Consider the following 15,372-nt stretch of genomic DNA (forward strand, 5'->3'; position numbering starts at 1 on the left):
TTTCTCCGCGCGGTTTCGTAATCGGTGGATACGGACGGGGCGGCAGGGCTCATCGGGGCTCCACGGCGTCGTAGCGCAGGCCGCTGGAGACGTCGCCGCCGGTGGGGTGCCGGGAGCGGCCGAGCCACAGGTGCACCGAACCGTCCACGCCACGGGCCAACTGCCACCGGCGCAGCACCCGGGCCCCGGCGCGGCCGATCTCCTCCTCGGGGACGGCCAGTTCGACCACCCCGGCACCGCCGGGGCCGGGCCGCCAGTCGAGCACCCGGCTGTGCCCGAGCACCGGGGCCGGCGGCCCGTCGCGGGTCGGCTGCTGGATCGGCACCCGCCGCAGCCGCACCGCGGTCGGGTCGCCGGCCAGCGGGGTGGGCACGAGCGGCACCCAGTTCTCCGGCACGGTGGTGGCGAAGGCGTAGGACAGCTCGGGCACGACCATCGGCCGGCCGGTCGCCGGGTCGACCGGCGGCGGGTCGGGCACCGGCGGGCGGGCCGGTACGGCGGACCGGGCGACCTGCGCGCTCCGGTCGATCGCCCGGCCGGTCGCGCCGGTCACCGTACGCTCGATCGCCCAGGCCAGGTTCGCCATCTCGTCCCGGCCGAACCGGACCTCCTCGACCGGCTCGGAGTCCAGGGTGGCCGCGGCCGTCGCGGGCAGGACGAGCACGTCGGCGGGCCCGTCGGTGACGGCGCCGGACGGCCGGAACAGCGCCCAGCCCCGCCCACCGGGGGCGGGCGGCACCAGGGTCCGGGTGCCGAACGTGTCCGTGACGATCAGCGACCGGATCCGGGTGGCCGAGCCGACCGGCAGCTCCAGCGGGACGATGAAGTGGTCGTTGGCGTAGACCAGGCCGTATTCGAGCAGGAACATCCGGGCCAGGTCGCCAGCGCCCGCCCCGACCTGGCCCAGGTTGATCCGGGAGTCCTCCATCTCCCAGAACCGGGTGGCCGGCATCCCGGCGTAGCCGACCGGGGTGGGCAGGGTGATCCGGACCAGTTCCTGGCTGGCCGGCTGCGCCTGCAGGGTGTCCGCCGGCGCGTGGTCGAAGTGGTACCAGTCCAGCCGGTCACCGTCGTACTCCCGGGCGGTGAGCACCAGCTCACCGGCCGATCCGGCGGCACCGACGGCGAACTCGTACTCCATCCGCTCCCGCTGCCAGGCGGTGCCCTCCAGCCCGGCCACGCTGATCAGCGGGTGGAAGTCGGCCGGTGGCCACGGTGGGGTCGCCGGCCGGGGGTCGACCCCCGGCGCGATGACCGCCGGTAGCTGTAGCAGGTACCCCCCGGGCGGGCCGGGCGGGCGGGGCGGCACCCCGAGCCAGGCCAGCCAGCCGGTGATCGCGGTGTGCAGCGCGCCGGCCAGCGCCGGCGGCACCGGCAGGTCGGCGTCGACCGTCCCGGCCGCGCAGGCGCGCAGCAGCAGGTCGCCGTGCGGCACCCGGCCGGCGACCACCCGCAGGTAACCGAGCGTGCCCGCATCGGCCGCCGACGGGGCGTCCGGGGGCACCGCGGGGATCGGGTAGCGGGCCGCGACCGCCGGGCCCAGCTCGCCGGCGCCGGCCTCGGCCAGCAGCCGCAGGAACTGCTGGCCGGTCTCCGCCGAGAGGCGCAGGTCGTCGGCGGTGGCCGCGCCCTCCCGCTCGACGAGCGCCTCCAGCGGGATGTCGGCGGGCAGCCCGATGGTGCTGCCCGAGGCGGCTCCCGGGCGGTACCGGGTGAACGGGGTCACCTCGGCGTGCACCCGGGCCACCACCGGCGAGCCGGCGTCCTCGCCGGTGAACTCGCCGAGCTGCCACTGCCGGGCGAGCAGCCACAGCGGGTCGGCGGTACGCGCCTCCAGCGCCGGGCTCAGGTCGGCGCGCCGGGTACGCGGCTCCAACCGGGTCCAGGTGGTCACCGACCCCGGCGGATCCTGCGCCGCGTCCGGGCCGCCGGCTGGCTGCCCGGCGCCCGGCGCCACCAGGTTGTCGTGCCCGAGGTGGCTCATCTGCCCTCCTGCTCACCCGGCGCGGCAGGCGCCGCGTCCGGTACGAAGTCGGTGGTGGTCGCCGCCTCGGCGACGTTGGTCGGCAGGTAGAAGGCGGGCAGGAACTGCCCGCCGGCACCGAGCGAGTCGAGGTCGGTGACCCGGGCGACGGCCAGGTCGAGGGTCTCCTCGACGGCCTGGGCGAGCCCCGCCGGCTGCCAGGTCGCGGCGCCGTCGGCGCTGACCGCCAGCAGCACCGCCTGGGCAGCGGCCCCGGCCGGCGCGTCGTACTCGAAGGTCAGTCCGGTCCGCGTCGTGGCCGCCGGCACCACCTCGGTCCACTCGTCGACGAGCAGGCCGTGCACCGGCCGGGTCGGGTCGAGGTCGCCGAGGCTGACCAGGACCAGCGAGGTCGGCTGGCTGTCCGGCCGCGGCGCGGCCTCACCGACCCACCGGTCACCGGCCTGGTACGGCAGCTGGGCGACCCGGACCCGCGCCGGCACCCGCACCGTCCCGCCCGCGCCGAGCGCGTCGGCGTAGGTCAGCACCTCCTGCAGCCGGCCGACGGCCGGGCGGACCCGGCCGTAGCGGGCCAGCCAGCGCCGTACCGGGTGGGGCGAGCCGCCCTGGAGTGCGTCGCTGGCGGCGAGCGCGGTGGTCAGCGCGACCGGGTCGGGGACCCGGCTGGCCGACAGCACCGGCATGTCGGCGCCGAGCAGGGCCCGGACCCGGGCGACGTGCAGCTCACGTCGGTCCGTCGGCGGCGCGGTCGGGTCGTCGAAGTCGGTCGCCGGCACGCAGACACAGCCGTCCAGCGGGCACGGGGGGCGTCCGCGTGCGCCGGCCACCAGCCGGCAGTGCGCGGCGACCCGGCGGGCCAGCTCGTCCCCGGCGGACCGGGCGGCCTCTGCGGCGGTGGCGGCGGCCCCGGTCCCCGGCGGCGACGGGAGCACCCCGACGATCCCGAAGCCGGCGGCCGTGCGCAGCAGGGCACGCACGGTGGCCTCGTCCCATCCCGGGTCGTCCGGGCTGCCGGCGGCGCGCAGCCCCGCGGCGGTGTCGCGGGCGAGCTGCCACAGCTCGGTGGCCTCGTTCCGGGTCGCGTCGTCGACCTGCGCCGGCGCGTCGGAGTCGGTGCCGAGGTCGGCGGCGAGCAGTTGCCGCCCCCGGCCGAACAGGTCGCGCAGCGCCGCGACCGCGGCGAGGAACTCCGCCAGGCTGACCCGGGAGGCCGGCCAGCCGGGTGCCCGGTCGTAGTCCAGCTCCAGCCGCCAGTCGGGGGTCACCTGGGGCGGCGCGAGACGGCTCCAGGCGACCAGTTCGATGCGTCGGTCCAGGTCGGTGCCGGCCGGGGCCCCCGGGTGCGGCGGCGCGGCGAGGTGGTCCACCGCCGCCGCCTGGAGGCGGTCCAGGCTGCCCTCGACGTGGTCGGTGACGACGACGCCGTCCGGCGCGTGCCAGCGCATCCGCCAGCACACCCGGTTGGCCGGCGGCAGCAGCGCGGCGGTCAGCGCGTCGACCGCGGCGCCGATGATCCGGGGCTGCTCGGCGCGGCCGGCCGGCCAGTCCACCCGCCGGTCGGCGAACCGGGCGTCGAGGTTGAACAGCACGGCGACCCGGTGGGTGACGCTCACCCCGCTGGCCGGGGTGCGGGTGAAGTGCAGCTCGGGCGGGCTGCCGGCCGCGCCGGAGGCGACGTCCACCGCCGCGGCGGCACGGTCCATGTCGCCCACGGCGAGCTGGTGCACGCCCTCGGCGAGCAGGGCGTCGGCCACCGCGTCGGCGTGGTCGGCCAGCTCGGCGAGCACCTCGCCGACGGCGATCCGGGCGCTGCCGGGCAGCTTCGCCAGCTCGGCGGCGAGCGCGCCGGCCCGGTGCAGCCGGTGCAGCTCCAACCCGTCGGCGACGGCGGTGGAGGCGACGGCGCCGACGATGTCCGGCGGGCCGTCCCCGGGGGTCGGGTCGACCCGGTGCGCGCGGACCGGGGCCAGCCGGCGGAACAGCGGGACGTACTGGTCGAGCGGGCCGCCCGGGTGATCGTGCAGGCCCCGCTCGAAGCGGTAGCCGAGCAGTTCGCCCAGCGCCTGCCCGTCGCGCATGCCGGCGAGGAGTTGCCCGGCCAGCCGGACCCGGCGCGAAGAGAGATCGACCGCCACCGGGTTGTCGTCGCCGCCGCCGTGCGAGCGCCACGGGCTGCGCAGCACCGCGGCGGTGACCGCCTGCGCCGGGGACGGGGCGTGCACGTGGCCGGCGCCGGCCGGGGCCGCCACGAGCTGCGCCGGCGCGGCGTTGTCCGGCACGTGCGCGGGCCGGTCGACCAGCGCGGGCGGCGGCGCCGGGCGCAGGTCGGTGAGCCAGCCGTACGCGCCGACGTGCACCCCGTCGGGCGTCCCGGCCGGCCGGGTGGCGGCCAGCCGGTCCAGCCGGGTGCTGGCCAGCGAGGTGATCCAGGCGTCCAGCCGGTGTGCGGTGAGCCCGAGGGTCCCGGCGACGTACCGGTCCAGGTCGGCCGGGTCGAGGGCGGCCGGGCCGTTCTCGGCGGGGGTCAGCCCGGTCGCCAGGTCGGCCAGCGCGTCGCGCAGTTCGCGCAGGTCGGCGGTGGCCAGCCGGTGCCGGGTGTCGTCGTCCCCGGCCGCGGCGGCGAGGTACTCGCCCACGCTGCGACCGCCGGTGCCGGGCACGGTGACCGCCAGCCGCCGGCGCAGCGTCGGGGTGACCTCGCCCGGTCGGATGTCGACCAGTTCCGGCTCGGGGATCTCGGCGGCGGCCGGCAGCCCGGCGGCCTCGGCGAGCAGGTCGGCGGCGGCCGAGTGTTCGGCGATCAGCGCCGCCCGCAGCAGCCGGTGGAACAGCGGCACCGGCCCCGCCGAGGCGGGCGCGGCCGGGATCTGGTCGCCGCGCAGGCCCACGGCGGCGAGCGCGTCGAGGTAGGCGCGGATCCGTTCGGCGCGGTCCGGGCCGGATGCGGCCACCAGCGGGGTGCCCAGCGCGAAGGCGTCCTTGGCGAAGACCGCCAGGGACAACCGGGGGTCGACCGGGCCGCCCAGGCCGAGCGCGGCCAGCAGCGCCCGGCCGGGTTCGACGACCTGTTGCCGCCAACCCGGGCCGAGGTCCAGCCGGGCGAACCGCCACAGCCAGCTCACGTACTCGTTGCCGAGCATGCTGCGGGCGCGGACCTCCAGCGCCCGGGCGTCGGTGGCCAGGATCTCCACCATGGTCTGCTCGGGGTCGGCCAGCCCGGGCCGGATCCGGGGTGCCGGGGCGGCCAGCCAGACCTGCTGCCAGAGGTTGCGCAGCACGGTGACCGCCCGTGCCTCGGCGGGGCTGGTCGGCTGCCAGCCGCGCAGCGCCGCGACCGGCAGCAGTCCGTAGGGCTGCGCGCCGATCCGCAGGGTGGGCAACGGCCCCTCCGGGTGCAGGTGCTCGACGAAGTGGGCACGCAGCTTCCGCTGTTCGGCCGGGGTGGCCACCGGCAGCAGGTGCCGCAGCATGCTGCCCGGCCCGGCCGGCCAGAGGGCCCGGCGGACCAGCCGGGCCAGCCGGCGTTCGTCCCGGTCGGCGGCGGCGGCGCGGGCCAGCGCGGTGGGCGCGGCGGCGCGGACCGGCCGGCGGCGGACGGCCGCCAGGTCCTCGGCGTCCGGCTGGGGTGGGGCGAGCGAAGCCGGGGTCGATCCGGCCGGTGCGGCGCTGAGCGGTACGGCCAGGGCCCGGCCGGCCAGGGCGGCGGCGTTCTCGACCTGCGGCCCGGTCCCGCCGGGCACCGCGTCCGTGCCGGTGACCGGGGCGACCGGGGGACGCTCGGCCACGGTGACCGTCTCGGTGTTGTTGGTCGGGGTGCCCGGCGGCAGGAAGGCCAGCCCGTCGGTGGCGGCGTGGGCCTCCAGCAGCCGGCTCAGCCGCGCCGCGGAGACGTCCGGCGCGGTGTCGGCGTCGACGCCGAAGACCAGCAGGCGGTCCACCGGTTGGGGCCGGCCGGCGCTGTCGGTGGGCACGTCGACGGCGAAGGCCATCCCGGCGGCCACCGCGGCCGGGTAGTCGACCATCCAGCGCATGCCCTCGTCGACCGGGGGCGACTCGGCGGCGCCCGCCCCGATCGGGGTCCCGGTCACCGGGGCGCCGGGCGGCACCGGGGCCGGCCCGGCGGCCAGGTCGCGGGTGACCGGCCCGGAGACGCCGGTGAACAGCGTGTTGCCGGTGGTGCGGCCCACCGCGTACCAGCGGGTCGGCAGCAGCCGGACCCGGGCCGGTTCGCACCACGGCGCCGGCCGGCGCAGCGGGTCGGGCAGCTCGCCGGTCGCGGGGTCGGGCTCCATCACCCGGGCGATCCAGCCGGCCCGGGTCGCCCCGAACCGCCGGACCAGCTCGGTCCAGGCCTCGGCGTCGGGCGGCGCCCGCAGCGGACCGTCGGCCGGGCCGGCGGCGCCGGTCGACGCCGGGTCGCCGTCGGCGGTCGGGCCGAGCCAGTACGCCCGGCCGGCCGCCACCTCGTCGTCGGTCAGCCGGGGCTCATGGCCGTCGATGTGAATCTGGTCGGGATAGACCCTGATCCGCAGGGTGGCACCGGCGAACCGGGTCTCCAGCCGGACCGGCAGCAGCGCCACCGGGTACCCGGTGGACAGCGTCCACGGGGTGCCGGTGAGCGCGTCGGACAGCGGCGGCGGGGCGGCCGGGGCGACGGGGGTGGTGCCGGCGGAGCGGCGGGGGGTGACGGTCATGGTTGGGTCTCCGGCGTGAGCAGCAGGTCACTGGCATGGCGGGCGAGCAGGACGGGCCGTTGCAGCGCCACCCGGGCCATGTCGGCGGCGTTGCGGCCGAACACCGCGCCGTCCACCGCCGTGGCCGGGAAGCCCGGCGCGTACGGGGAGAGGAACCCCGCCCCGGCGGGCAGGTGGCCCCAGTGCAGGTCGTCCCAGTGCTCGCCGGCCCAGGCGGGGGTGTCGGGCGGGTCCGACTCCGGCCAGTCGTCCGGCTCGACGTCCAGGCCGAACCGGGGCGCGGTGGGCTGTTCCCGCAGGACGAAGAAGTAGCCGGGGTCGCCGTGGTCCTGGTCGGGCGCGCCGCGGGCCTCGTCGGCGGTGTACGGGAAGCCGAACAGCAGCAGGTCCGGGGAGAGCCAGGCGTTGAAGATCGGCGGCAGGTCCAGCCCGGTCGGTTCCCGCCGCTGCGGCCCGGTCCACCGGGCCCGACGCATGGTGACCACCGTGGACGGGAAGCGGCGCAGCACCTCGCCCCGGACGACCAGGACCAGGGACTGCTCGCCGGGGGCACCGACGGCGGTCAGGTGGCTGCCGAGCGGGCCGGTGAGCCAGGCCCCGTCGGTCAACGGTGGTATGTCGGTCAGCGGCGCGCCGGCCGACACCGCGCCGCGGACGTCCCAGAACTGCCGGAACCAGGTCTGCCGGGGATCGGCGGGGAAGCCCCGCCACAGCATCTCCCGGCTCATCTCGTGGTTGAGCCCGACCAGGAACGCCTCGATGAACCGGGGGTTGGCGGCCAGCGCGGTCATCGTCTCCGGCGCCACCGCCGGCAGGTTCGGCACCACGTGCTCCTGGGACAGCCCGCGCAGCAGCTCGTAGCTGGGCACGTCGAAGGTGATCCCGGCGAGCAGCCGGCGCAGCGGGTCCCCGGTGTCCGGCAGCGCGTCCGCCAGGAGTCCACCGCCGACGCTCAGGCCGGCCAGCACCTCGCCGGCGACCGCGGTCTCCGGGCGGAGCGTGGCGCGCACCGCGCCGGCCGCCGGGCCGAGCGGCACCGGCAGCGGCTTCGGGTCGGCGGCCAACGCCTGGGCGGGGGCCAGCCGGTCCTGGTGGTTCGCGGCGGCGGCCATGAACCGGTCGCCCATCGTGCTCCGGGCGGCCACCAGGTCGGCCCGCAGGTCGGCGACGACCAGCGCGCACCCGCGCCCGGCGAGCGCGTCCGCCGCCCCGGGGATGTCCTGCGGCGGGCTCCAGATCACCGGCACGCCGGCGGGGTCCAGGTCGAAGCCGACCCGGGTGGTGAGGACACCGAGCCGGGAGCGGTGCGCCACCACCAGGTCGGGTCGCCGGGTGCCGCTGACGTCGACGACGGCGGCCCCCGCCGCGACGCCGGCGGCCACCTCCGCCTCGTCGCCGACCGGCAGCGGGCTGGTCCATCCGGTGTCGGCGATCCGGCCGCGCCGGTTGACACCCCGGCCGGTGAAGTACCGGGCCACCCGCTGCCCGGCGGTGTTCTCGCCGGCCACGAAGACCAGCAGGTCCGGCACCTGGTCGCCGGTCATGTCGACCACGTCGACGCTGACCGAGCTGATCGCCCGGAAGGTGTACGGGGTGGGCAGCGAGTCGGTCCAGCCCCGGGTGACCCGGCCGGCCTCGTCGAGCCCCCAGCCGACCCGGTAGTACACCCGGTTCGCGGCGGCGTCGGGGCCGCTGACGGCGTAGCCGACGACGAGTTCGGGTGACCCGTCGCCGTCCAGGTCGGCGACGGTGACGTCGACCGCGGCGGCGTGCCCGCCGACCGGGTCGGGCAGGTCGTACGGGCCGGTCCAGCCGCCGGTGGCGGCGCCGTCGGCGCCGATCCCGCTGCCCACCCAGTAGGCCAGCCGCCGGGTGCCGGGCACGCTGCCGGCCAGGACCGCCACCGCGTACAGCTGCGCCGGCCGGCCGCCGGTGGACGGCGCGGCGGTGACCGCGGTGGCCACCGCGGGCCCGCCGGTGAACGGTCCGCCCGCCGCGCCGGTGAGGCCGTTCTCCCGCAGCGCGCCGTCCTCGCCCAGGTGGTGGGCGGCCTGCGAGCGGATCCGGCTGCCGGCCCCCTCGTCGACCGTGTACGACACCAGCAGCGAGGAGAGCAGGCCGATCCGGGGCGCGAAGCGGACGTGGGCCGGGGCCGGGGCGGTGTCCGGGCCGGCGCCCCGGGGATCGGCCGGGGTGCCGTGGTCGACCCACCCGCTGCCCCGGTCGCCCCAGGAGTACGCGGCCAGCCGCCCGTCGGCGGTCCGGACGAAGACCTCGCCGTCGCGGTCGTCACCGGTGACCGGGCCGGGGCGGTGCGCCGCGATCCCGTTGGCCGGGCGGCCGATCGCCTCCCAGTGCCAGGAGTAGACCCCGGTCTCGTCGTTGCGCCACTGGTAGCGGCCGTACAGCCGCAGGTCGGCCGGGTCGCCCTCGGGGTGGGCCAGGACGAGCATCTCCGGCTCCTCGTCGTGGCCGCTGACCACGGTCTGCTGGCCCAGCGAGACGATCCGCAGGTTCTGCGGCAGCGGCGCGTGGAACGAGACCCGGCCGTGGTTGACGATCCCGCCCCAGCCGGGCACCCGGGTGACCAGCTCGCCGGTCGGGGTGAGGTAGCCGAAGCCGTAGGCCCGGGGATGGCTGATGGCGTGGTAGGCCGCCGGGGAGCCCCAGATCGGCGGCGGCAGGCCGGGACCGTCGGCGACCAGGCTCCACTGGCCGTTGTGGACGAACAGCCGCTGCGCGGAGGTGGCCACGAACACGCCGGCCGGGGTCGGGCGCGGCGAGCCCCACAACCGCTCCCCGGTGGCGAGCTGCGGACGGCCCAGCGACACCCAGGTCCGGGCCACGGTGCCGAAGCGGTACAGGTCACCGCCCGGGCCGAGCATGAAGACGTCGGTGCCGCCGGCGGTGGGCCGGCTGGCCGTGCCGCCGGGTGGGCTGCCGCAGTCCGTCCACACCCAGCGGTCGCCGTCGTAGCGGCGCTCGTAGAGCCGGCTGTTCCGGGTACGCACGTACACCCGGTCGGGGGCGACGGTGGCGCCGGAGGTGACGACCTGGGTGCCGGCCGGGGCGCCGTGGTCCCGCCAGGTCCAGGCGCCGTCGAGCCGGCGGCGTTCGAACAACCGGCCGTCGGCGGCGGCGACGAAGAACCGGTCCGGGCCGAGCAGGTCGCCACCGTTGCTGGCCAGCGTGGTGACCGGATCGTCGGCCGCGGCCGGGGCCCAGGCCGCCGGGGCCAGGGTGGCGGCGGTGTGCCACCACGGGTTCCGGGCGGCCGCCTCGATGGCGGCCCGGGTCAGCCGGGCGATGCCCTGCCCGGGCGGGACCAGGGTGTCGAAGACGACGCCGCCGACCGGCATCTTGGCCGGTGGCACCGGGCTCGCGCCGCCGGCCAGTCGCGGCAACGCCGCCGACGACGGCGCGGCGGGACGCAGCCGGCGGGCCAGCGGGCCGCGCGGACGGGCCAACCGGCGAAACGGCGCGCTGGTGGCCGCCCGGGCGCCGGCGTTGCCGTCGAGCAGCTCGTCCAGCGACTCGACCGGGGCGGCGCCGGCACCGGTCAGCCCGGTCGCGGTCGGGGCCGCGATCAGGTCGTGCACGGGCCGGGCCAGCGCGACGAGCTGGTCGTCACCGAGGGCGGTCCCCGGCGCGGCCGGGTCGACCCGCTTGGCGAACAGGGCGGCGGCGCTGTCCCGCGCGGCCTGCCCGCGCAGCAGTTGCTCGTTGACCTCGCGCAGCTCGGCGGCCCGCTGCCAGGCGGCGGCGGCCAGGTCCTCCTGGTGTTTCTGGATCACCCGGGTGCCCAGCGCCGCCGCCGCGCGGTAGCGCGGGTCGAGGTTCAACCCGGCCAGCCACCGCGGCTCGCTCCCCGGCGGCGGCACCTGCCCCTGCCGGGTGTGGATCTCGCCGTACAGGGGTGGGGTGAACCAGTCCTCGACGTGCGCCAGCAGCTCGCTCATCCGGGCCTGCCAGGGCCCGGCGGCGGCCGGCTGCCAGCCGGTGGGGGTCATCGCGGGCGAGGCGAGCGCGCCCTCGAAGGCCAACACGGAGCGGCCCTCCACACCGGCGGGCTCCAGGTCCGGCAGCCCGCCGCCGGCGGCGCCGATGTCCACCGGCTGCCGGCCGACGTCCGCCGGCAGGGCCCGGCCGCGCAGCCGCCGGGCCAGCGACTCGAAGTCGCCGTCCGGGCCGGTGCGGAAGGACCAGTGGTGGTAGACGGGCAGGACGATCGGGGCCTGCGGATCGGCCGCCGGGGAGCCGGGGCCCCAGGCCGGCACCAGCGGGCCGTCGTCGACCGGCAGGCCCAGCCCGGCGCGCACGCCGGCGTCGAAGGCCGGCACGACGGCGGCCAGGTAGTCGGTGTCCGGGCCCAACCGCCGGGGGCAGACCAGCCGGGACAGGGTGCGCTGCGGCTCGTCGGCGATGACGTCGGCGACGTCCTCGTGCTCCGTGACGACCAGCACCTGGGCGTGCGCCCAGGCCCAGGACTCGGCGAGGTCGGGCAGGTGCCCGACGGTGGTGCCGAGCCGGGCCAGCGGCTGCCCGGCCAGAGTGTCCAGCCGGCCCTGCGGACCCACGGGCACGACGACGAGCACCAGCCAGGGACGCAGCCGGCCCTGCGGGTCGGGCTTCGCCGGGGTGTACAGCCAGGGCAGGTCGGGCCGGTCGAACTCGACCGCCGCGAACAGCGTCACGTCGACGTTGTCCGCGCCCGGCGCGGGGTGGCTGCGGATGACCTGCTGGCCGTCGAGGCCGGTCACGTCGCCCGGTCCGTGCAGCAGTGCGGTGGTGCTGCCGACGACGTCCACCGGGTCGACCCCGGCGGGGCCGGTGCCGCGCGCGGTCACCGAGAGCGCCACCTCGGGCCGGGCGGCCGGCAGCGGCCCGGCGAGCGGGTCGGGTTCGGAGACGAGCCGGGCGACGCCGTCGCGTACCCAGGGCAGGAAGCGGAGGCCACCCATGTCAGGACACCTTCTCGGGTTCGGGCAGGACGATGGTCGGGGTGGGCACGGGGACGCTGGCCCGGCGGATCAGCCGGCCACGGTCGCCCCCGGGGGCCACCTCGGCCGCCTGGGTCGCGGTGGGCAGGGCGGCCACCGGCGGGCGGAGCCGGGCGAGGGCCGGTCGGCCCCGCCGGCCGGCGGGGCGCGGGGCGCCGCGGCCGGCCACCCAGGACGGCCCGGCGTCGCGCAGGCCGAGGCCAGCCCCGGTGAACCGGGCCGCCCCGCTGCTGCGGGTACGGGCGTTGGCGGCCGGGCCGGTGGCGGCGAACAGGGCCAGCAGCCCGCCCGGTACGGCGTCGGCGGCCGACAGCGTGGGCGCCGCCGCCGGCATCTCCCGGCCGGCGTCGTCGGGGTCGTCGACGATCACCCGGTCGTAGGCGCCGTCGCCGTCGAGCCCGGCGAAGACGGTGTCGTCGCCCGCCGGCAGGGTGGTGCGGTCGGGCAGGGCCACCTCGCGGCCGGCTTCCAGTCGTTCGAAGCCCGGGGTGAGCATCCGCTCCTCGGGGGTCAGGTCGCGGAACTGGCCGGGGGCGAAGTCGTCGAGGATCGCCTCGCCCAGGGTGCCGCGTGCCGCGGCGTCGCCGGTGCCGGCGCTGACCTCGGTGAGGGCGAACCGGTTCGGGCCACGGAGGCGGGAGGTGCCGATCCGCTGCAACTCGACGCCGAGGGGCAGGACGTTCTGGCGTACGCCGAGGGCGGCCCCCGGGGAGAGCAGCAGCGCTCCCCCGGTGTCCTCGACCGCCCGCAGGGCCACCGGTTCCGCCCCGACGGCGGTGGCCCGGACCGCCCAGGCGTCCGGGGTGGACAGGGCCTGCTGGAGCAGCGCCGCGGCGTCCACGTAGCTGGGTTCGGGCTGGTCGTTCTTCTTCCCGTCGGTCCAGTCGAGCTTGGCCGACACCTCCCACCACAGGAACTTGATCCGTGCCTCGCCCCAGGCCCGCCAGGGGCCGGGGCCGCTCACCCCGATGAACAGGCGGATGACCAGCAGCTCGGTGCCGTCGTAGGTCAGGGCGACGTACGCGCCGATCTCGGCGGTGAACCAGAACGGCTTGAACTGGAACAGCACGTCCAGCCAGGCCCGGCCGTCGAGGACGAACCCGGCCGCCTCGAACTTCATCAGCAGCTCGGCGCCGAACTGGGCGGTGTTGCTGGTGACCGCCAGGTACGCGTTGAGCTTGATCCCCTTGCCCAGCTTCAGCAGCTTGATCTCGAACCGCTTGAGCGAGGGGAAGCCGGCCGGCGGGCAGTACCTCGGGTGGAACCCGCCGATCGACATGGCGAACGACTTGTCCCCGCCCCACCGGGCCCGCAGGGCCATCTCGCCGGAGACCGGCTGGCCGAACAGGTTGGAGTCGATCAGGGCCGCGTCGAGGCTGATCTCCTTGCGGGCGACGTCGACGATGCCGACCGAGTCCAGCCGGAGCCGGCCGGCCGGCCGGAAGTCGACGACCAGTTTGCCGAGCAGCAGCACCCGGACCGGATCGGGGAACTCGACCAGCACGGCCAGGTCCGCGACGATCTGCCCGGAGAGGAAGTTCAGCCGGACCATCGCGCCGAGCACGGTGCCGGTGGGGTCGACCGGGAAGATCCGGCTGAGGGTGGCGATCACCGCCGGGGCGCGACCCACCACGTCCTCGGGGAACAGCAGCGAGTCCAGGGTTCCGGCGCGGGCGGCGTTGCGGACCTCCTCGGGGTTGCTGCGCCGGTTGTGCCCGACCACCAGGCCCAGACCGGTGATCGAGATGCCCCAGAACAGCATCAGCCCCGGGTACCACTGGAAGGTGCCGACGACCAGCATCGAGAAGGTGTGCTCGCCGTCGGCCTCGGCCAGTCGGCTGCCGTCGGGGTTGCGGGTGTTGAGGATCGCGGTGGCCTGGAGCAGGAAGCCCCGCATCGGCGACAGGCCGTCCTTGGCGGCGATGCCCAACTGGAGGGCCCCGGCGTACATGCCGCGCGGCTCGTCGACGAAGAGGTAGCCGCCGCCGTTGACGAAGCCGTTGTCGATCCGCAGCCCCACCCCGTCCGGGGCCTTGAAGCGGGGCACCAGGTCGGCGCCGCCGAGGTTGCCGGTGCCGGCCGGCAACGCGGGCGGGAAGGTCAGGTCGGCGCGGATGCCGATGTTCTCCACGACCGCGTGCAGCGGACCGATCTCGGCCCGGACCGTGGTGGTGACGGTCAGGCCGACGCTGGCGGTGTGCGTGCTGGCCGCGAGCGCGATCCGCAGCCCCTCCAGGTGTACGCCGCGCAGCGAGAGGTGCATCGGGTAGTCGGCGGTCAGCGCGGCGGCCCCGGACAGGTGCAGGCCGGTCCGCAGCGACCAGCCGAGGCCGAGGTCGAAGCCGAACCGCAGGCCGTCGGCCGGCAGCAGCCGGGCCAGCAGGCCGTCGCCGTCGCCGGCCCTGACCACCAGTTCGGCGCGGCCGGCGGCGAGCATCAACTCGATGTCGTCGCGGCCGGTGCCCAGCGTCGCCCGGCCGCGCAGCACGAGCTGCCCGATGGCCAGGTGGGTGCCGTCGGGCGCGCCGATGACCCAGCCGGGCTGGTCCTTCGGTGCGATCCGGGCGACCTCGGCGGAGAATTTCACCGCCGGGCCGCCGCCGGCGACCGTCACCCCGGCCGAGTTGATCGCGATGGCCGGGCCGGCCCCGGCCAGGTCGGTGGCGACGTTCCAGCGACCGAACGCGCCTTCGAGGTGTGCCTCGCCGGTCGGGGCGACGATCCCGGTGAGCAGGCCGTCCCAGCAGGCCAGGGCGAGGGTGACGCCGAGGCGGAGCTGGGCGTCGGGATCGCCGTCCGCCGGGCCGGCCAGGGCGCGCGGTCCCGGCTGGCCGGCGAGCGCGGCCGGCTCCCCGCCGCCGGGCGGCCCCGCGACGGCGAACCGGACCCGGAGCAGCCCGTCGGCCAGCCGCAGCCCGGCCTCTCCCTGGTCGGGGCCGATGCCCGGCCGCACCCCGTGCGCGGCGTCCACCCCGAACGCCCGCAGCGTCGCGGCCAGCCGGGGCAGCAGCCGCGCGGCCAGCGCCTCGACGGCCTCCGGGGTGTCCCAGCCGGCGGGCGCGTACAGGCCCTTGAGGTATCCGCCGGGGTCGGCGACCAGCTCGACGAGCCGCTCCAGGTGCAGCTCGTCGCGGTGGCGGGGCAGCCGGATCGGCGCGTCGCCGGCCGGCATCGGCGGGTTCGGTGGCAGCTCGGCGCCGGGGGTGACCAGGCCGAGCAGGGTCAGCAGTGGCACCGCCCAGGGGGCCCGGCGCAGCAGGTAGGTCAGGATCAGGTGGTCGACCAGGTCGTCGGCCAACGCCTCGGGCAGGCCGTCCACCGCGGGCAGTTTCCCGCGCACGGCGGGGGGCAGCGCGCCGACCTGCCCGAACGCGGTGCCCGCGGCGGTGCCGATCTTCTTGAGCTCGGCCAGCGAGTCGGGCCGGCCACCGGCGATCGCCGCGTCCAGCGTGTCGACCGCCGTCCCGACGGTGCCGACCCATGCCTCGAACGTGTGCGCGTCGACCCCGCTGATCGCCTCCAGGTCCCAGCCCAGCGCCCGCATCAGCCGGGCCCGCCGCCACGGGTCGTACGAGCCGAGCACCGGCTCGGCCAGGGTGCGAAGCTCGCCCCAGAGCAGGGCGAGGACGTTCCGGTTCTCCTCGACGTCGTCGCTCATGCGTCCGGGTCTCCTTCACTGCGGTCGTGGTCGTGG

The 15,372-nt window shown here is 77.4% G+C and carries 4 protein-coding genes; all 4 read right to left on the reverse strand.

The window, feature by feature from the left end; all coding sequences use genetic code 11:
• Window positions 1-49: 49 nt before the first annotated feature.
• Genes C5N14_RS21165 through C5N14_RS21180 form a run of 4 tightly spaced genes read right to left on the reverse strand, consistent with a single transcriptional unit; the run spans window position 50 to window position 15,336 of the window.
• Entirely contained in the window at window positions 50-1,984 is a 1,935-nt protein-coding gene (locus C5N14_RS21165; RefSeq protein ID WP_117669859.1) for a hypothetical protein, read from the reverse strand.
• Window positions 1,981-6,678 (reverse strand): hypothetical protein, encoded by a 4,698-nt coding sequence (locus tag C5N14_RS21170; RefSeq protein ID WP_117669860.1) that lies wholly within the window; start codon window positions 6,676-6,678, stop codon window positions 1,981-1,983. Before C5N14_RS21170 ends, C5N14_RS21165 begins: the two co-directional genes overlap by 4 nt.
• The gene (locus C5N14_RS21175) at window positions 6,675-11,639 is read right to left on the reverse strand and encodes a VCBS repeat-containing protein (protein WP_117669861.1); all 4,965 of its coding nucleotides are present in this window, start codon (window positions 11,637-11,639) and stop codon (window positions 6,675-6,677) included. Before C5N14_RS21175 ends, C5N14_RS21170 begins: the two co-directional genes overlap by 4 nt.
• Window position 11,640: 1 nt before the next feature.
• Window positions 11,641-15,336, reverse strand: coding sequence for a DUF6603 domain-containing protein (locus C5N14_RS21180; protein WP_117669862.1), 3,696 nt, complete (start codon window positions 15,334-15,336; stop codon window positions 11,641-11,643).
• Window positions 15,337-15,372: the final 36 nt, after the last annotated feature.

Source organism: Micromonospora sp. MW-13, from assembly GCF_003434305.1.
Lineage (GTDB): Bacteria > Actinomycetota > Actinomycetes > Mycobacteriales > Micromonosporaceae > Micromonospora.